Source organism: Mycobacterium sp. (assembly GCF_965230835.1).
GTDB lineage: Bacteria > Actinomycetota > Actinomycetes > Mycobacteriales > Mycobacteriaceae > Mycobacterium.
In genome coordinates this window covers 3,983,703-4,001,035 of sequence record NZ_CBDDLW010000002.1, presented here as the reverse complement: position 1 = coordinate 4,001,035, position 17,333 = coordinate 3,983,703, and the positions used below count along the sequence as shown (strand labels likewise).

General features: G+C 60.8%; 14 protein-coding genes and 3 pseudogenes. 8 read left to right on the top strand and 9 right to left on the bottom strand.

Annotated features, from left to right (window positions below; genetic code table 11):
- Nucleotides 1-975 precede the first annotated feature (975 nt).
- Entirely contained in the window at nucleotides 976-2,250 is a 1,275-nt protein-coding gene (locus tag ACO07W_RS18605) for an IS256 family transposase (RefSeq protein ID WP_421840071.1), read from the bottom strand.
- Nucleotides 2,251-2,482: 232 nt separating this feature from the next.
- Here ACO07W_RS18605 and istA point away from each other — a divergent pair, with 232 nt between their 5' ends.
- From istA to ACO07W_RS18585, 4 genes are all read left to right on the top strand, one after another.
- A complete protein-coding gene (gene istA, locus ACO07W_RS18600) occupies nucleotides 2,483-3,718 on the top strand; it encodes an IS21 family transposase (protein WP_421839994.1) in 1,236 nt (411 codons plus the stop codon).
- Nucleotides 3,718-4,509 carry an IS21-like element helper ATPase IstB gene (gene istB, locus ACO07W_RS18595; protein WP_421839995.1) on the top strand — a complete coding sequence of 264 codons (792 nt, stop codon included), beginning with the start codon at nucleotides 3,718-3,720 and terminating at the stop codon, nucleotides 4,507-4,509. The genes istA and istB overlap by 1 nt, the downstream gene beginning before the upstream one ends.
- A gap of 523 nt (nucleotides 4,510-5,032) precedes the next feature.
- Nucleotides 5,033-5,320, top strand: a complete 288-nt coding sequence (locus ACO07W_RS18590; RefSeq protein WP_421845167.1) for a hypothetical protein — start codon at nucleotides 5,033-5,035, stop codon at nucleotides 5,318-5,320.
- 152 nt (nucleotides 5,321-5,472) lie between these two features.
- Nucleotides 5,473-5,634, top strand: coding sequence for a hypothetical protein (locus ACO07W_RS18585; protein WP_421845166.1), 162 nt, complete (start codon nucleotides 5,473-5,475; stop codon nucleotides 5,632-5,634).
- 263 nt (nucleotides 5,635-5,897) lie between these two features.
- On the opposite strand, the gene ACO07W_RS18580 is transcribed toward ACO07W_RS18585, so the two are convergent.
- The 5 genes and pseudogenes from ACO07W_RS18580 to ACO07W_RS18560 all read right to left on the bottom strand — a co-directional run bounded on the left by ACO07W_RS18580 (nucleotide 5,898) and on the right by ACO07W_RS18560 (nucleotide 10,380).
- On the bottom strand, nucleotides 5,898-6,689 hold the full coding sequence (locus ACO07W_RS18580) for a methyltransferase (RefSeq protein ID WP_421845165.1): 792 nt from the start codon (nucleotides 6,687-6,689) through the stop codon (nucleotides 5,898-5,900).
- 189 nt (nucleotides 6,690-6,878) lie between these two features.
- Nucleotides 6,879-7,463 carry a class I SAM-dependent methyltransferase gene (locus tag ACO07W_RS18575; protein ID WP_421845164.1) on the bottom strand — a complete coding sequence of 195 codons (585 nt, stop codon included), beginning with the start codon at nucleotides 7,461-7,463 and terminating at the stop codon, nucleotides 6,879-6,881.
- A 178-nt stretch (nucleotides 7,464-7,641) separates the two neighbouring features.
- Nucleotides 7,642-8,916: pseudogene (locus ACO07W_RS18570) on the bottom strand (IS256 family transposase).
- Nucleotides 8,917-9,178: 262 nt separating this feature from the next.
- Nucleotides 9,179-9,925 carry a GAP family protein gene (locus tag ACO07W_RS18565; RefSeq protein WP_421845163.1) on the bottom strand — a complete coding sequence of 249 codons (747 nt, stop codon included), beginning with the start codon at nucleotides 9,923-9,925 and terminating at the stop codon, nucleotides 9,179-9,181.
- Nucleotides 9,926-10,206: 281 nt separating this feature from the next.
- Nucleotides 10,207-10,380 (bottom strand): hypothetical protein, encoded by a 174-nt coding sequence (locus ACO07W_RS18560; RefSeq protein ID WP_421845162.1) that lies wholly within the window; start codon nucleotides 10,378-10,380, stop codon nucleotides 10,207-10,209.
- A gap of 869 nt (nucleotides 10,381-11,249) precedes the next feature.
- Here ACO07W_RS18560 and ACO07W_RS18555 point away from each other — a divergent pair.
- Nucleotides 11,250-11,549 (top strand): annotated as a pseudogene (locus ACO07W_RS18555) (metal-sensitive transcriptional regulator); the annotation flags it as partial.
- Nucleotides 11,550-11,716: 167 nt separating this feature from the next.
- Here the strand turns inward: ACO07W_RS18555 and ACO07W_RS18550 are convergent.
- Nucleotides 11,717-12,169, bottom strand: coding sequence for a hypothetical protein (locus tag ACO07W_RS18550; RefSeq protein WP_421845161.1), 453 nt, complete (start codon nucleotides 12,167-12,169; stop codon nucleotides 11,717-11,719).
- A 206-nt stretch (nucleotides 12,170-12,375) separates the two neighbouring features.
- On the bottom strand, nucleotides 12,376-12,831 hold the full coding sequence (locus ACO07W_RS18545; protein ID WP_421845160.1) for an MFS transporter: 456 nt from the start codon (nucleotides 12,829-12,831) through the stop codon (nucleotides 12,376-12,378).
- Between the two features lie 232 nt (nucleotides 12,832-13,063).
- On the opposite strand from ACO07W_RS18545, the gene ACO07W_RS18540 reads away from it, so the two are divergent.
- Nucleotides 13,064-14,338, top strand: coding sequence for an IS256 family transposase (locus tag ACO07W_RS18540; RefSeq protein WP_421845918.1), 1,275 nt, complete (start codon nucleotides 13,064-13,066; stop codon nucleotides 14,336-14,338).
- 146 nt (nucleotides 14,339-14,484) lie between these two features.
- On the opposite strand, the pseudogene ACO07W_RS18535 reads toward ACO07W_RS18540, so the two are convergent.
- Nucleotides 14,485-15,285 (bottom strand): annotated as a pseudogene (locus tag ACO07W_RS18535) (isopenicillin N synthase family dioxygenase); the annotation flags it as partial.
- 360 nt (nucleotides 15,286-15,645) lie between these two features.
- Between ACO07W_RS18535 and ACO07W_RS18530 the strand changes: the two are divergent.
- Together ACO07W_RS18530 and ACO07W_RS18525 are read left to right on the top strand one after the other, a co-directional pair.
- A complete protein-coding gene (locus ACO07W_RS18530; RefSeq protein WP_421845158.1) occupies nucleotides 15,646-16,212 on the top strand; it encodes a DUF2165 domain-containing protein in 567 nt (188 codons plus the stop codon).
- Between the two features lie 148 nt (nucleotides 16,213-16,360).
- Entirely contained in the window at nucleotides 16,361-17,206 is an 846-nt protein-coding gene (locus ACO07W_RS18525) for a sugar phosphate isomerase/epimerase family protein (protein ID WP_421845157.1), read from the top strand.
- Nucleotides 17,207-17,333 lie beyond the last annotated feature (127 nt).

Here is a 17,333-nt window from a genome sequence, read left to right as displayed (position 1 = left end):
ACAGGCCAGTTTGAGTCTCCAGAAACACCACCTGTTCCGCCGGAAAGCCCTAACTGGTCAGACTCGAATGCCCTCGATCAGCGGTACGGGTTGAACCAATTCGACAGCGTTACTCCTCCGCCGGAAGATCCGAGCCTCTGGGATGCGAACAATCCCAACTACGGGCCACACCGACTCAACCCCCCATACGCGCCACCGCCAAGCCCAGAACCACCGCCAAGCCCAGAACCACCGCCAAGCCCAGAACTAACGCCAACACCCCAGGGCCTACCAGACCCGGCATCCTTCACTCCACCGGATAGCCTAAAAAACTTCGCCCTAGAACCCGACCCCCTCGCACCACAACGACCCAACACACTAGAAATCAACCCAAACCCCTGGGACACAAACGATCGCAGCTACGGACCAGGCCAATTCAATCCCCCAGGACCACCGCCAAGCCCAGAAACGCCGGCAAGCCCAGAACCAACACCCCAGGGCCTACCAGACCCGGCATCCTTCACTCCACCGGACAGCCCAACAAACCTCGCGCTGGAACCTGACCCCTTCGAGCCGGACCCTTGGCATGCGAACGATCCCAACTATGGGACAGGCCAGTTTGAGTCTCCAGAAACACCACCTGTTCCGCCGGCAAGCCCTAACTGGTCAGACTCGGATGCCCTAGAGGAACTGTACGGATTGAACCAATTCGACAGCGTTTCCCAGCGAGATCCTTCTTCTCCTCCGCCGGAAGATCCGAGCCTCTGGGATGTGAACAATCGCAACTACGGGCCACACCGACTCGGACCCCCCACCGCACCCCCACCAAGCCCAGAACCAACACCACCACCGCGAGGCCTACCAGACCCGGCATCCTTCACTCCACCGGACAGCCTAAAAAACTTCGCCCTAGAACCCGACCCCCGCGCACCACAACGACCGGTGGCGTCTTAGGACTGGTGTAAAAACGCTGGGCGCATGTTCCTGGTGGTCATGTTACGCGGCGGTGGTGTCGGTCGTGGTTGTTGTGGTGGGGGGATGCAGTGGGCGGGGTGGCTCGAGCAGTTGGTGGCGTAGTTCTTGGAGGTGGCGGCTGGTCGCTGATGTTTGGGTGACTCCGCGCCAGCCGCGGCTGGCGCGGTCGAGGACGGCCCATACCAGCGACAGACAGCTGGTTTCGCCGGGTAGGCGGCCGATGACCTTGACCCGGCGACGGGATTCTCCGAAGGTGCGTTCGATGAGGTTGGAATGGCGGATGCGTGTCCAGTGTTGGCGGGGGAAGCGCAAATGCACGCTCAGCGAGGCGAAGTCGTTGGCCAGGCAAGCGACCGCGGCTGGGTAGAGCCCGCGGTATGTGGTGGTGAACTCCTCGGCGCGGCGGGTGGCTTCATCCACGGCCTGCTGGCCGGGTGGCTGGTCAATGTCATCGAAGATCGACCAGAACGCGGCTTTGATCTCGTCCTGGACCGCGACAGGTGTCTTGGCGATGACGTTACGGCAGCGATGGATCAGACACCGCTGACGCAGGCTTGCCGGAAACGTGGTCTCCCATGCGGCGATCAGGCCCGGCGCCCCGTCGGAGATGCCCAGTAGCGGCGGGCGTAGTCCCCGGTTCCTCAGGTCAGCCAAGAAGTCGGCCCACGCATCAGCCGACTCCGCTGCGGCTGGGGCCAGCCCAATAAACAGGGGCTTGCCGTCGGTGCAGATGCCCCAGGCGGCCAGCACCGGCTCGGCCGGGGCGTTGGGATGCATCCGAAAGTTCGAGGCATCCAAGAACAGGTAGTCCAACACCAGCTCATCAAGGCGTCGAGACGACCACGCAGCGAACTCGTCTTTGATGGCCGCACAAATCCGGCTCACCGTCGAGCGCGACAACGCCGCCTGCGAGCCCAGCACCTCGGCCAACGCGGCCTCGATGTCGCGATCCGACAAACCGCGCACCCATCCCGAAATCACCAACGCCTCCAGAGCGTGGGTGCGCGTCACCCCGGCACCGAATAGCCGCGAACAGAACCGCTCGTCGGTGTCGCGTAGTTTCGGGCGGCATAATTCGACCGAGCCCATCGTGGTCTTCACCGTCGCCGGCGGTTGATACCCATTGCGGTACCCGCCCGGGCCGTCCTGAACCCGACGCTGGTGACGGGCTCGGCCCAACACTGCTTCTACCTCGGCCTCCACGGCGACCTGAAACACCAGACGCACCGATAACCGCCCGACCTCCTCCAAAATCTCGGTCAACGGCCGCTCGGTCGCGGCGAACAACTGATCCATCTCAACACGCACACGCTCAATCGGCGATACTCGCTTGGTCACGGGCGTAGCCCCTCCTTCATAGCTTTCGTCGGTTGCGACGGAACCTACGCCCGTGACCATTTACACCAGCGATGAGACGCGACCTCAACGACCCAACATGTCGGCGGCAACTGAATACTGACCAGTGGGCGGCAATTGAAAATTGACCAGCTTCCTAGAGTGCCTTGGCTATGTGTCAAGGAGGAGGCAGGTGTTGAACGTGGAGGATTGGGCTGAGATTCGCCGGTTGCGCCGGTCGGAGCAGTTGCCGATTGCCGAGATTGCGCGGGTGATGGGTATTTCGCGGAATACGGTGAAGTCGGCGTTGGCTTCTGATGGGCCGCCGAAGTATCGGCGTGCGGTGAGGGGTTCTGTTGCTGATGAGGCCGAGCCGCGGATTCGGGAGTTGTTGGCGGCCTATCCGCGGATGCCGGCGACGGTGATTGCTGAGCGGATCGGTTGGTCGTATTCGATCCGCACACTGAGTGGGCGGGTGCGTGAGTTACGGCCACTGTATTTGGCGCCGGATCCGGTGTCACGGACGACGTATGTGGCCGGTGAGGTCGGGCAGTGTGACTTCTGGTTTCCCGATGTTGTGGTGCCGGTGGGGTATGGCCAGGTTCGTAGGGCGGCGACGTTACCGGTGTTGACCATGGTGTGTGGGTATTCACGGTGGGCTTCGGCGCTGTTGATTCCGACACGCGCTGCCGAAGACTTGTATGCCGGTTGGTGGCAGCATCTTTCGACGTTGGGTGCGGTTCCACGGGTGTTGGTGTGGGATGGTGAGGGCGCGGTCGGGCGGTGGCGGGCACGCCGACCAGAGTTGACCCCGGCATGTCAGGCTTTCCGCGGGACCTTGGCCACCACGGTAGGGATCTGTAAACCCGCTGATCCTGAGGCCAAGGGTCTGGTTGAACGGTTCCATGACTATTTGGAGCGGGCGTTTTTGCCGGGGCGGGTGTTTGGCTCCCCAGCCGATTTCAACATCCAGTTGCAGGCCTGGCTGGTGGGGGCCAACCACCGCCAGCATCGGGTGCTGGGATGCCGGCCAGCAGATCGCATCGCCGCCGATACCGCAGCGATGCTGGCATTGCCGCCGGTTGGGCCCAGCATCGGATGGCGACGCTCAACGCGGTTGCCTCGCGATCATTACGTGCGCCTCGACAGCAACGATTACTCGGTGCATCCGGCCGCGATCGGCCGCCGTATCGAGATCATCGCAGATCTAAACCGGGTGCGGGTCTGGTGTGACGGCACGCTGGTCGCCGACCACGACCGGATCTGGGCCAAACATCAAACGATCAGCGATCCCGAACATGTCCAGGCCGCGAAACTGCTGCGGCGCAAACGGCTCGAGGTTGTTGGTCCACCGCATCACGTGGAGGTCGAACAACGCCGTCTCGCTGATTACGACGCCTTGTTGGGCCTTGACGGGCCGGTGGCGTGATGGCTGCCAAGACCGCGACCAGCAGCCGTGATGTCACCGCCGAGCTGGCGTATCTGACCCGGGTGTTGAAAGCCCCGACGCTGCGTGAGGCCATCGAACGTCTCGCTGAGCGCGCCCGAACCGAAGCGTGGAGCTATGAAGAATTCCTCGCGGCGTGTCTGCAGCGTGAGGTGTCGGCTCGGGAATCTCACGGCGGCGAAGGGCGCATCCGCGCTGCCCGCTTCCCATCACGTAAATCGTTGGAAGAGTTCGACTTCGATCATGCCCGCGGTCTCAAACGCGACATCATCGCCCATCTGGGCACCCTGGACTTCGTCACCGCTAAAGACAACGTGGTGTTCCTCGGCCCACCAGGGACCGGCAAGACCCACCTGGCGATCGGGATTGCGATGCGCGCTTGTCAAGCAGGTCACCGCGTTGCGTTCGCGACCGCTTCGCAATGGGTTGATCGTCTTGCTCGCGCCCATCACAACAGCACCCTGCAAGCCGAATTGGCGCGGCTGGCCCGCTACCCCCTGCTGGTTGTCGATGAAGTCGGCTACATCCCGTTTGAACCCGAAGCCGCCAATCTGTTCTTCCAACTCGTGTCGTCGCGTTACGAACGGGCCAGTCTCATCGTCACCTCGAATAAGCCCTTCGGGCGGTGGGGCGAAGTGTTCGGCGACGACGTAGTCGCCGCCGCCATGATCGACCGACTCGTCCATCACGCCGAAGTCATCGCCCTCAAAGGAGACAGCTACCGCATCAAAGACCGAGACCTCGGCCACACCACCACAGCCGAGGACCAATGAAACCAAGCTGGTCAATTTTCGATTGCCGAAACCTGATCAGTTTTCACTTGCCGTTGACACCAACACACTAGAAATCAACCCAACCCCCCGGGACACAAACAATCACACCTACGGGCCACACCGACTCGGACCCCCCACCGCACCCCCACCAAGCCCAAAATCACTGGCAAGCCCAGAATCACCACCCACGCCGACACCTCAGGGCCTACCAGACCCGGCATCCTTCACTCCACCGGACAGCCTAAAAAACTTCGCCCTAGAACCCGACCCCCGCGCACCACAACGACCCAACACACTAGAAATCAACCCAACCCCCCGGGACACAAACGATCGCCTCTACCGGCCAGGCCAATTCAATCCCCCAGGACCACCGCCAAGCCCAGAAACGCCGGGTGAACCGCTCGATCAAGCGGATTGGATTTCAACCCGATCGCCAGCTGCTGACAAAAAAACCCTATTGGGGCCTCCCCTATCAGCTGACGGTTTAGGACAGCTGGATGCTGGAAGCTCTAGCGCCACCAACATGCTGGTTTACGACCAGGAAGGTATCGCTGCGGGCATCGGTGGTTTGCGGCGGGTTCTTTCAAAGTCAGAGTCGGCGCTCGATCGCATCGACCAGACCCAGGCTTCGTTGGCAACAATTTCCGAAGGACATGCCGCAGGGGCCTCTCAGGAACGGCTGAGCCAGCTTACCGAAATTCAACGCCGCATTATCGATGTGACCATGCAGGCCTTGGCCTATCTCGACCTAGCTAGTACGAATATCAGAAACCTTGACAACAACCTCGCGCAAAGATTCTTTAAAGCCTAATAAATACCGAGAAATCTCAATGTCCCTGCGATGATTAATGGAGCATGCTTCAGCGGGCACGCTCTTCAGGAAAATCGAAGTGACAACATTCCGGTAGGCGGCCGGCAAGCCGCCTGCGGTACGGTTATCTGGTCGATTTTCGGAAGCAGGCGTTGAAGAACGAAGAGGTTTCTCGTGACCGGGTCGCCTATCTTCGTCAACTGGCCCTGGACTCGCTGAACATCTACAACGGCGGATTCGCCAAACTCGAACGGGGCGACCGCGACCTAAAGTCCATAATCCGATCTCTCGAAGAGGTCGCGGATCCGCCCTAGACCAACCTGTTGTCCCGGCAGGGGGGGGCAGCTTGAAATCATTTACGCATCAGCACTTGCTGTAGAACGCTTCCGTTTGACGCAGGACGAAGAAGTCTGCGCGCAAGACATTGTTGCCAATCCCATCGCGCTTTGAATCGTGCGCCCAAACCGCGTCAATCCGTGCAATCGAGCCGAAGATAACGGTCGAGCGGATGCCACCGCATCTTTACAGGCCGCCACTGCACCCGTTCCTGCGCGAGTGTCTCGTCAGAAGAGTCTGGCTAGATCACTCCGGGTATCAGAGCCTTGCGCTCGGCAGGATAGCTAGGGAACTTCTCGCGATACCACTTGTGAGTGGCGAACGCCCTCGGGATCAGATTGCCTGCCGTGATCAGAAAGATCGCAACCCCTGCCAGTGACCAAGTCAGCAGCGCGAACCCCGCCCATGCAATCAACTCACCCAGGTACGCCGGGCTGCTGACGAAACGGAACCCGCCGCCATAAGGGATCTTGTACTCTGCGGCGCCGGGATCGTCCTTTCTACGCAGATTGCGCACAATTGACTCAGACCAGACCAGCAGGATGAATCCGCTGAGGTAGACGATCACCCCCACCAGAAACCGCGGATCGGTCAGCCAGTTGGTGTCGTACTGATGCTTGTAGTCATGGCTGAAGAATGAGCCATTGAGGTAGCCGTGCATCGAGGTGATCACTATTCCAGCCACGAGCACCGAGATGTTGAAGCTGCTGCGTTTACCTGGCACTTGTCTGATTGACAGCGGGAAAAACCAACCTCGGTTCCCATAGTGCAGCAGCCAGATGGCGGCAAGGACCAGCGGTGTGGCGTCGAATCTCAGCGGCCCGGTGAGGTAGAAGATCCCGAAAGCCACGGTTGCGGGTATCTCCATAAGCCACCAACCGAGCTTCGGGCTGAGATTCACCCCACGCGCGGTGGCACCGAACCGACCGTAAGGACTCTGCTGAAACATGCCGCCGATGATCACCAGCACCGCAATGAACAGCGCGATCGTCAAGACGGTGTCATAGGTAGTGTTGCCGGTGTACCAGTCCATCGAGGTCCTTCCGAGAATCGCCTGGTATTGGTGAGCGATTGAGCCCGCCGCAACATAGCACCTACTGCCATCACGCGGTCGGCAAAGTGGGTGACCCTGCGGTCACGCCCACCCACCACGGCATGCGGACACCCAGGAAACCACGACCAAACCCAAGCATGCCCGCGCGAACCGCGCCCGATACTTCCGCTATTTCTCCGACCGCGCCTGCCACTGAAAGTTTTCTGGTGGATGGCTTATTTTTCTCACGAGAATGGTGCTGTTGAGGTAGCTACCCATCACTGCGCGCTGCAGCCGACCGGGACGGTTCGACAATATTGGCGCTCGAAAATTGTAGGCACTTTCGATGCACTCGAAACCGACTTGCGGTGAAAATAACGTCTGCAGTCCTTCCTTGGTGAATCGCCAGTAGTCGTGAGGGTATGCGTGGATCGGGAATGTCAGATGCGTCATAACAAACAACAACCCGCCGACCTTGAGCGTTCTACACAGCTCGACGGCGGCAACCCAAGGGTACTGAATGTGCTCCAAAGTCGAGCACGAAATAATGGCGTCGAAACGCTGTTCACCAAACGTAGCGGATAGTTCACAAACGTCGGAAACAACGTCGACGTCTAGACCATTTTCGAAGTCGGAGCATACGTATTCGACAGCGTGTGGCACCCAGGATTTATGGACACTCGAGCGCCTTTTCGAAACCCTTTTGGTCCCAATTTCGAGCACGCTCAGATCTTCGATTCCTTTAGCCAATTCTATGAATTTTTCAGCAGACACAGGGGTACTCCAACGTGGTCTAGTTCGGTTGTCGACGGTCGCCTAATTGCCTGGAGTTGCGTGCAGGCAGCTCGCCAGATGGTGAGTGCTCTTTAGTGTTTTGCCTGATAGCTTCCTTCGAAGGGTGGCGTCTTAGGACTGGTGTAAAAACGCTGGGCGCATGTTCCTGGTGGTCATGTTACGCGGCGGTGGTGTCGGTCGTGGTTGTTGTGGTGGGGGGATGCAGTGGGCGGGGTGGCTCGAGCAGTTGGTGGCGTAGTTCTTGGAGGTGGCGGCTGGTCGCTGATGTTTGGGTGACTCCGCGCCAGCCGCGGCTGGCGCGGTCGAGGACGGCCCATACCAGCGACAGACAGCTGGTTTCGCCGGGTAGGCGGCCGATGACCTTGACCCGGCGACGGGATTCTCCGAAGGTGCGTTCGATGAGGTTGGAATGGCGGATGCGTGTCCAGTGTTGGCGGGGGAAGCGCAAATGCACGCTCAGCGAGGCGAAGTCGTTGGCCAGGCAAGCGACCGCGGCTGGGTAGAGCCCGCGGTATGTGGTGGTGAACTCCTCGGCGCGGCGGGTGGCTTCATCCACGGCCTGCTGGCCGGGTGGCTGGTCAATGTCATCGAAGATCGACCAGAACGCGGCTTTGATCTCGTCCTGGACCGCGACAGGTGTCTTGGCGATGACGTTACGGCAGCGATGGATCAGACACCGCTGACGCAGGCTTGCCGGAAACGTGGTCTCCCATGCGGCGATCAGGCCCGGCGCCCCGTCGGAGATGCCCAGTAGCGGCGGGCGTAGTCCCCGGTTCCTCAGGTCAGCCAAGAAGCCGGCCCACGCATCAGCCGACTCCGCTGCGGCTGGGGCCAGCCCAATAAACAGGGGCTTGCCGTCGGTGCAGATGCCCCAGGCGGCCAGCACCGGCTCGGCCGGGGCGTTGGGATGCATCCGAAAGTTCGAGGCATCCAAGAACAGGTAGTCCAACACCAGCTCATCAAGGCGTCGAGACGACCACGCAGCAAACTCGTCTTTGATGGCCGCACAAATCCGGCTCACCGTCGAGCGCGACAACGCCGCCTACGAGCCCAGCACCTCGGCCAACGCGGCCTCGATGTCGCGATCCGACAAACCGCGCACCCATCCCGAAATCACCAACGCCTCCAGAGCGTGGGTGCGCGTCACCCCGGCACCGAATAGCCGCGAACAGAACCGCTCGTCGGTGTCGCGTAGTTTCGGGCGGCATAATTCGACCGAGCCCATCGTGGTCTTCACCGTCGCCGGCGGTTGATACCCATTGCGGTACCCGCCCGGGCCGTCCTGAACCCGACGCTGGTGACGGGCTCGGCCCAACACTGCTTCTACCTCGGCCTCCACGGCGACCTGAAACACCAGACGCACCGATAACCGCCCGACCTCCTCCAAAATCTCGGTCAACGGCCGCTCGGTCGCGGCGAACAACTGATCCATCTCAACACGCACACGCTCAATCGGCGATACTCGCTTGGTCACGGGCGTAGCCCCTCCTTCATAGCTTTCGTCGGTTGCGACGGAACCTACGCCCGTGACCATTTACACCAGCGATGAGACGCGACCCTTCGAAGTCGTGTCCGGCTGGTTGATGCCGGTCTATTAGCTAGTGCAGCCGGTGCGCGGTCGGTGGCCAACCGAGTGGAGCATCAAAGAGTTTGCGCAACGGTTCTATGAGATAAACACCTAGAAAAACGCCGCGTCACAGACCAACCACACCCTGCACCAAAAGAAGCGTGCCCACCGCCAACAGCACCGACAACGTGATCCGGCGACGGTGAACCCGCAACCAACGATCCAGCCGCAACATCGCCACCTCCGTCTGCCGCGGAGCCGCCAAATACGCAAGCAACGGAACCTCAATCACCGTAAGCACCAACACAATAAACACCAAAAACGCGCTCACCTGCATACCCAAAGCAGCTTCAGAAGCCATAATCACCGTCAAAGCCCCCACCGTCTCAACCGGCGGCGCCGACGACGTCAAACCAACCACAAAAGCCGGCCACACAAAACCCTCACGCGCCAACATGCTCTGACTCGCCGACACAACCCGAGCAACCAAACCCGGCGGACCCGACGCCACCGCCACACCCGATCCACCACCAGCACCAACCAGAACCCGCCCACGCTGACGCGCCACCATGTTGGCCGCAATCATCAACACAATCACACCCACCGTGATCTGAAGACGCCCACCAGAAAAAATCACCACCGCCGACCGCACATCAGCAATCGCCGAAACCCCCGCCTCAATAGCCGCCAACGCAACATCACGCAACAACACCAACACCGCCACCGCAAGACCAACACCAGCCACCATGCCGCCCAACCAAAAAGCCAGCAGATTCAACATCGGCCGCCGCCGCGTCACCAACACCAGTGCCAGGCCCAAACGGATGGGATCAGTGGCCATGAACAACCCCATCACCAACACGCTCGTCCACATCACGTCGGACGCTACTCCCCACCGACACATCTCGCGGCAATACCGAAAAAATCCCCCAAATCACCCCCTGACCACCACAAACACCCACACCCCACACACCACCAACCACCCCGCTCCCGACCACCGTGGAGCCACCGCCATCGCAGCCGAAAGCAACCCCAGAAGGTCGCCGCCGCCATCGCTGCCAAACACCTCAGCTCAACGCTGGACGGACACACATTGCCGTTAGGTGATTGGCAGGATCGAACGTGTCGTCGAGACCATTGCCGATCTTTGCTAGCTCAAGGTCTTTTGGTGCGGTGCCCCAACGCGAGGAGCGGTGTGATGCCCTCGAGCGCGCGAGCACGGGTGCGCGGCCCGAAGCCGCCAATCGAGATGATCACCATCGCCATACTGAACGCGATCAAGCCGAACACACCCGGTGCGCCGAATTGCTTGAGGAAGTAAGCAATCACAAAACTAGTAACGACCGTTGACAGACGACTAAACGAGTACACGAAGCCACAGCCCGTGCCCGCATGTGCGTCGGGAACAGCCCAGGCTGGTACGAGTGGAATGCGTACAACATGAGGTTATTGCTAGTCGTTATGAGGACGCCGAAGAGTATGAGGAGTGCCGATACGATTGCTGGGCAAACAGCAGTCCAAACAGTGCCGTGCACGCCGCGGCCCCCTGCCCTTGACGCAGAGGAGACGCGGCACAAGCGTCCACGATGCAGCTCCGGCACAAGGGCCGGACCAGAGTAGATAACTCAATTATGTTGCGCACATTGCTTTTCGGATTTACCATGGTGCATGGTAGCTGGTTTCGCCGCTAACCAGCATAGCCACGTATATCATTGACTTACAACATATTACGATCCGCAACGAACGTCGGCTTCGCCGCCTTACCACCGCACCGCGCCCCAAACCTCAACCCTAAACAAATCAATCAAAACCTAATTATGTTGCGCCCCTTGCACTTTCATTGTGCAAATAGCGCGGACAAATCGACGAATCTTTCCAAACCTCCAACAGATCCACAGGCTGGATTAACCCTGAGTCCACCGCGATATTACTTTGGCCATCCTCATCCACGCATTCCTAGCCGCAACCGCCGGCCGACTTCCCCAGGCTCCGTTCGGCCGGGGTAGAGATTTGCCGACGCCGTCATCCACCGTGCAGACCATCTTAGCCCACCCCCAACTGGGGAGGGGTAACCTCAAAACGTTCAATGTAACACGGCTACTGCGTACGTGTTAATGGGCCTGTTGTTAGGCTGTCGACAACTACACAAGACATGGGTTTCGTCGGCGATCAAGGTCGGCGCCGAGGAGGAGATATCGATGGCCCTCGATCCACTCGCAGCGGAGTTGACGGCCAAACAACGTGCGACGCTCAACCGCCTCAAGACTGCTCGAGGCCATCTCGACGGGATAGTTCGCATGCTCGCAAGCGACGCATACTGCATCGATGTGATGAAGCAAATTTCTGCAGTCCAGTCGGCTCTCGAACACGCGAACAGGACAATCCTCCACAATCACCTAGAGACCTGCTTCTCGAAAGCTGTCCTCGAAGGACACGGACCAGCCGCGATCGTCGAACTCATCACTGCCCTCAAATTTAGTACCGCCGTAACTGGCCCAGACTTGGTCGACACTAAACAAGCCGACGAGCCGTCTTGACACAGTCCCCATCTTGAGCGTTCATCGCTACTGCCTTCGGGAAATTCGGCACCCATCTCAGCCTTGCGCATTCCGTCAGTCGACGGTCAACAATTCGCACTGTCTACTACCGCGCGGTGAACGTCGCACTAATGATGCGATTCGGGCAAGGCGCGTTGGTTGTTTTTTGTAGTCACTTGCACCGATGGGCAGTGTGCCGTGACAGTAGCGAATTGCTGCCATCCGGCACTACCACCGTCACTACCGGCAGCGCCGACATCGTCCGGATTGCCCAAGTCGCCGCCACTGCCGCCGTTTCCACCATCACCGAACAGCCCGCCATTACCACCGGCGCCACCATCAACATCGGCAGTAGCAGTCAGACGCCCGGCGCCGTCACCGCCGTCACCACCCGCACCGAAAGGAATGCCACCATTGCCGCCATCACCATCGGCGCCGCCAACTCCCGAGCCAGAACCAGGGCCGTTACTGTTAGCCCCGCCAGCCCCACTTGCCGAACATGCTAGCAGACCCACCGGCACCACCGGCCTGACCAACAGCGCCAGAACCGCCTGCACCACCACTACCGAATAAGATCCCACCAACCCCACCATTGGCCCCGCTACCGGCAAGCGCGTCAGCGCCGTCACCGATCACAGGGCGCCCAAACAAAGGCCAAGACGGTGAGTTAATCGCGTCGAGGATCTCGCTGAGTATCTGCTGCAACGCCTTTTGCGACTCAGTGTCCTCGAAAGCTTCGAGCATTAGCGGCCATATTGGTCACAGCACGGCCCGGGGTCCGCGGTGTTTACTGGTAGCGGCTCACGGCCTGTCTCTCGTGCCACGTGTCGCGCAATCGATTCGACAACACGCAATGCCTCGTCGATACGACCCTGCTGCACGAGCCATCGCGGGGATTCCGGCAAACAAGCTCGGCGATGAACGTGTCGATCGTCACCATCTCCAGACCGAGTCCGATGCCCGCGACGAATCGCCAGAGAAAGATTCCTTCCGCGGTGTCTTGGCACGCCATGATCAACGTGGCCGTCGCATACCAAAGCAGCGCGAAGGTGAAAATCGCGCGACGCCCATAGCGATCAGCAATAGAGCCGAGGATGAGAGTGCCAACCCACAGACCGGCGAAAACGGCGGCGGCGAATGCCGCCTGATCTGAAAGCCCGAAAAGCGCCTTTTCCCCTTCCCGGAAGATGCCGGCCTGATACATTCCCGGGCTCACATAGGCGGTCATCATCAGGTCGTACATCTCAAAAACGCACCTAACGACAACAGCAACACCAGGTACCACACATGCCTAGACGAGGGCAGGCGATCTGGGCGCGCAGCGACATCAGACACCGAGCCAGACTACGGGTCGCGTCTCATCGCTGGTGTAAATGGTCACGGGCGTAGGTTCCGTCGCAACCGACGAAAGCTATGAAGGAGGGGCTACGCCCGTGACCAAGCGAGTATCGCCGATTGAGCGTGTGCGTGTTGAGATGGATCAGTTGTTCGCCGCGACCGAGCGGCCGTTGACCGAGATTTTGGAGGAGGTCGGGCGGTTATCGGTGCGTCTGGTGTTTCAGGTCGCCGTGGAGGCCGAGGTAGAAGCAGTGTTGGGCCGAGCCCGTCACCAGCGTCGGGTTCAGGACGGCCCGGGCGGGTACCGCAATGGGTATCAACCGCCGGCGACGGTGAAGACCACGATGGGCTCGGTCGAATTATGCCGCCCGAAACTACGCGACACCGACGAGCGGTTCTGTTCGCGGCTATTCGGTGCCGGGGTGACGCGCACCCACGCTCTGGAGGCGTTGGTGATTTCGGGATGGGTGCGCGGTTTGTCGGATCGCGACATCGAGGCCGCGTTGGCCGAGGTGCTGGGCTCGCAGGCGGCGTTGTCGCGCTCGACGGTGAGCCGGATTTGTGCGGCCATCAAAGACGAGTTCGCTGCGTGGTCGTCTCGACGCCTTGATGAGCTGGTGTTGGACTACCTGTTCTTGGATGCCTCGAACTTTCGGATGCATCCCAACGCCCCGGCCGAGCCGGTGCTGGCCGCCTGGGGCATCTGCACCGACGGCAAGCCCCTGTTTATTGGGCTGGCCCCAGCCGCAGCGGAGTCGGCTGATGCGTGGGCCGGCTTCTTGGCTGACCTGAGGAACCGGGGACTACGCCCGCCGCTACTGGGCATCTCCGACGGGGCGCCGGGCCTGATCGCCGCATGGGAGACCACGTTTCCGGCAAGCCTGCGTCAGCGGTGTCTGATCCATCGCTGCCGTAACGTCATCGCCAAGACACCTGTCGCGGTCCAGGACGAGATCAAAGCCGCGTTCTGGTCGATCTTCGATGACATTGACCAGCCACCCGGCCAGCAGGCCGTGGATGAAGCCACCCGCCGCGCCGAGGAGTTCACCACCACATACCGCGGGCTCTACCCAGCCGCGGTCGCTTGCCTGGCCAACGACTTCGCCTCGCTGAGCGTGCATTTGCGCTTCCCCCGCCAACACTGGACACGCATCCGCCATTCCAACCTCATCGAACGCACCTTCGGAGAATCCCGTCGCCGGGTCAAGGTCATCGGCCGCCTACCCGGCGAAACCAGCTGTCTGTCGCTGGTATGGGCCGTCCTCGACCGCGCCAGCCGCGGCTGGCGCGGAGTCACCCAAACATCAGCGACCAGCCGCCACCTCCAAGAACTACGCCACCAACTGCTCGAGCCACCCCGCCCACTGCATCCCCCCACCACAACAACCACGACCGACACCACCGCCGCGTAACATGACCACCAGGAACATGCGCCCAGCGTTTTTACACCAGTCCTAAGACGCCCACCGGCAATGATCCCAGGCCGCGCTGGCCGTTTGGGGGTGACAAAGCGTGGCAGCGGCGCAACGCGTGTGCGGTAGTCGACATTGAAGAAGAACGGGAACGAGTATCTTTCGGTGCTTACTTTGCGCACCCGATGCGTAGTCGAGACAAACTCACCGTTGGTCCATAATTCGAGCATGTCGCCGATATTGATCACGTAGGCGTCGCCAATTGGCGGCACGTCGATCCAGTTGCCCGCTTCATTGAGCACTTCCAGGCCTGGCTGGGTGGGTCTTAGGAGGGTGAAGCACTCGTAGTCGGTGTGCGCACCGATACCTGGGCGGTCACTGGCGTCACCGTCGTACGGGTAGTGCACCATTCGCAGCCCGCTCGGCGCCTTGGACACATACTGGATGAAAGAATCCGGCGCTTCACCTAGCGCCACGGCGAACACCTCGAACAGTTTGAGCCCCAGATCAAGTACCGCGTGGTAGTAGGCCATTGCGGTCTGGGCGAACCCGTCAATATCTGGCCACAGGTTGGGGCCCAGAAGCGGGGTCCCGGAAAGCGTTTCAGGATCGTCTTCGGCAAGATCGAGGGCAAGATTGAACGCCTCTTTGTGATCGATATCGCCGCCGGAGAATATCTCCTCCCCCTCGGGCACGTAGCCACGGTGGTTGGCAGAGTTGCCGATGTAGCATTGCATCTTCTCCGCGATCGGCCGGTGGAAGAAATCTTTGGCAACCGCCATGAGCGCGTTGAACAGTGCTTCGTTGATGCCGTGGCCGACGATGTACATGAAGCCCACCTGACGGGCGGCGGCTCCGACTTGCTCAGCGATAACGTTGCGTGATTCCGTGGTGCCATCAGCGAGGTCGCTGATGTCGATGACGGGCAGTTCAGTAAAGCTCGACATAAATCTGATACCTAAGTCCGTAGTTGTCTGGGATTGCCGCTCTGGATGCCCAAGGTGGGGGTGTAGCTGTTGTTGTTCCGGCTCGCAGGACTAGCTTTCCGGCCGTGCGGAGCGCTCCGCTTCTTGGTGAAAGATCTGAGCAGAACTGACACGGATCGTCGCTGGTTGGGGAGCTGTCGGCGCCATTGTCTACAGACGACAACCACGTTAACAGAAGAACGCGAAGGTGGCGCCGCGGCAACTGCGGCGGATCGTAGATAGGGACGGCCATCATAGGGACGCGAAGGAGCGCGAAGAATTGCCAAACTGCGAAACTGCGGGCGAAAACACTTCGATCCGAACCGGGAGGGATAGATGGCCATGAGCGGCAAGGCGTTTCTCAAGGTGGCCGGCAGCCGCTGGACAGCGATCACCGTGTTGACCGGCATCACCGGGGTGTACTACCTGCTCGTCGCCGCCACCAATTGTGTGGATACCGAGACCAACCGCCATGCGGTCGCCGCGGTGCTCTCAATGCAGCAAACCATCCATCATCCCGGTGTCGATGGGCGCGCGATTACCAGCGCAACCGCCGTGTGGATTGTGTTCGTGCTCATTGTCATTTGGGAGTTCTTGATTGCGTTCGTCCTTCTAACCGCCACGGTAACCTGGTTGCGTGCCCTAGCGGGCCGCGCGGTGCGCGATACCGCCGCGCGACTGTCGAGTCTGGGCTGGACCATGACGGTGCTGCTGTTCCTCGGCGGCTTCTTGACTATCGCGGGTGAGTGGTTCCGCATGTGGGCGAACAAGGAAGTCAACGCCGGCCCGACTGCTTTGCAGAACTTTCTTATCGCCGGAGTGGGGCTGATTCTGGTGCATCTTCCGGACACGTCGAGTGGGTCGCTGTGCCGATCCCCTCGCTCTGCCGCCGTAGCTCAGGATCGCTGAGCATTAGCGCCCCTACGCTGGTAGGTTGCTGTACCACGGCAGGCAGGTGGCTGGCGACGCTTCTCCTTGGCGCACCGCATGTCTGGCTACAGTTGGCGCCGCAGGCTCGACAAAACCAACCAGCAGGACCGCACGACGACGGAGGGCGATGCTCGACGCCGAGAACATGACGCTCTGCAGCGCCGCGCTGATGCCCGACCCGTTGCGTGTTCGTGCCGAGGGGCTTGGTATCCAGGTCGAGGCGGCTGCTGCCGCCGGCTTCACGGGTATCTCACTGTGGGCCTTGCACGCGGACGCGGCCGCTGTCGGCGGTCATTCGCGCGAAGCGGTGCGCGACATGGTCCTGGCGGCCGGGCTCACCGTACGGATGGTGGAAGCGATCCTTCCCTTTGAGATGCCCGATGACCGCACAGCGCTGGCTGCGGCGGAACCCGTTTTCGTCATGGCCGAGGAATTCGACGCCCCCAACGTCAGCGCCGTCAGCATGGCTGGCCCTGCCGACCCGAAAGCCATTGGCGCCCGACTGCGTGCGCTTTGCCGCCTCGCGGCCGACTACGGGCTGACGGTGCTGATCGAGTTCCTGCCGTGGTCCGCGATACCCGACCTAGCTACTGCGGCGCAGGTACTCGATACCGCGGCATGCGACAACGCTGGGCTTGTCTTCGACGCCTGGCATTGGCAGCGTCAGCCCGGCGGGCCCTGCCCCGACGTCCTGCGCGACTTCCCGCCCGAACTGATCCGTGTGTTTCAGATATGCGACGCCGCACCCACACCCGACGGCTCCCCGCTACAGGAATGTATGGCGAAACGAGCGCTGCCCGGGCAAGGATGTGTCGACTTCGCAGAGCTGCTCACTCTCTTCGACGAGATCAAGGCGCACCCGCTCCTAGCACCCGAGGTATTCAACCCGCAGCTGCTCAAGGGAGGACCCTATGCCGCCGCGACCGCGATTGCGGCCGCCACTCGTCGAGTCGTCGGAAGCACGGGCGTCTAACCGGGCACTTAGATCGCGGTCCTCCCCCGATTCCTGCTATCGACTCACCTCTGAGCGCTTAGGAAGACGTGGCACACAAGCTCTAAGCGGCATGTTTTCCTGAATATCCATCTGCGTGGCGAACACA

Bases quoted from the DNA above. Each gene is read 5' to 3' on its own strand.
- ACO07W_RS18605 (WP_421840071.1), bottom strand. From the start codon at position 2,250: ATGGATCAGTTGTTCGCCGCGACCGAGCGGCCGTTGACCGAGATTTTG.
- istB (WP_421839995.1), top strand. From the start codon at position 3,718: ATGGCTGCCAAGACCGCGACCAGCAGCCGTGATGTCACCGCCGAGCTG.
- ACO07W_RS18590 (WP_421845167.1), top strand. From the start codon at position 5,033: ATGCTGGTTTACGACCAGGAAGGTATCGCTGCGGGCATCGGTGGTTTG.
- ACO07W_RS18580 (WP_421845165.1), bottom strand. From the start codon at position 6,689: ATGGACTGGTACACCGGCAACACTACCTATGACACCGTCTTGACGATC.
- ACO07W_RS18565 (WP_421845163.1), bottom strand. From the start codon at position 9,925: ATGTGGACGAGCGTGTTGGTGATGGGGTTGTTCATGGCCACTGATCCC.
- ACO07W_RS18545 (WP_421845160.1), bottom strand. From the start codon at position 12,831: ATGTACGACCTGATGATGACCGCCTATGTGAGCCCGGGAATGTATCAG.
- ACO07W_RS18540 (WP_421845918.1), top strand. From the start codon at position 13,064: ATGGATCAGTTGTTCGCCGCGACCGAGCGGCCGTTGACCGAGATTTTG.
- ACO07W_RS18530 (WP_421845158.1), top strand. From the start codon at position 15,646: ATGAGCGGCAAGGCGTTTCTCAAGGTGGCCGGCAGCCGCTGGACAGCG.
- ACO07W_RS18525 (WP_421845157.1), top strand. From the start codon at position 16,361: ATGCTCGACGCCGAGAACATGACGCTCTGCAGCGCCGCGCTGATGCCC.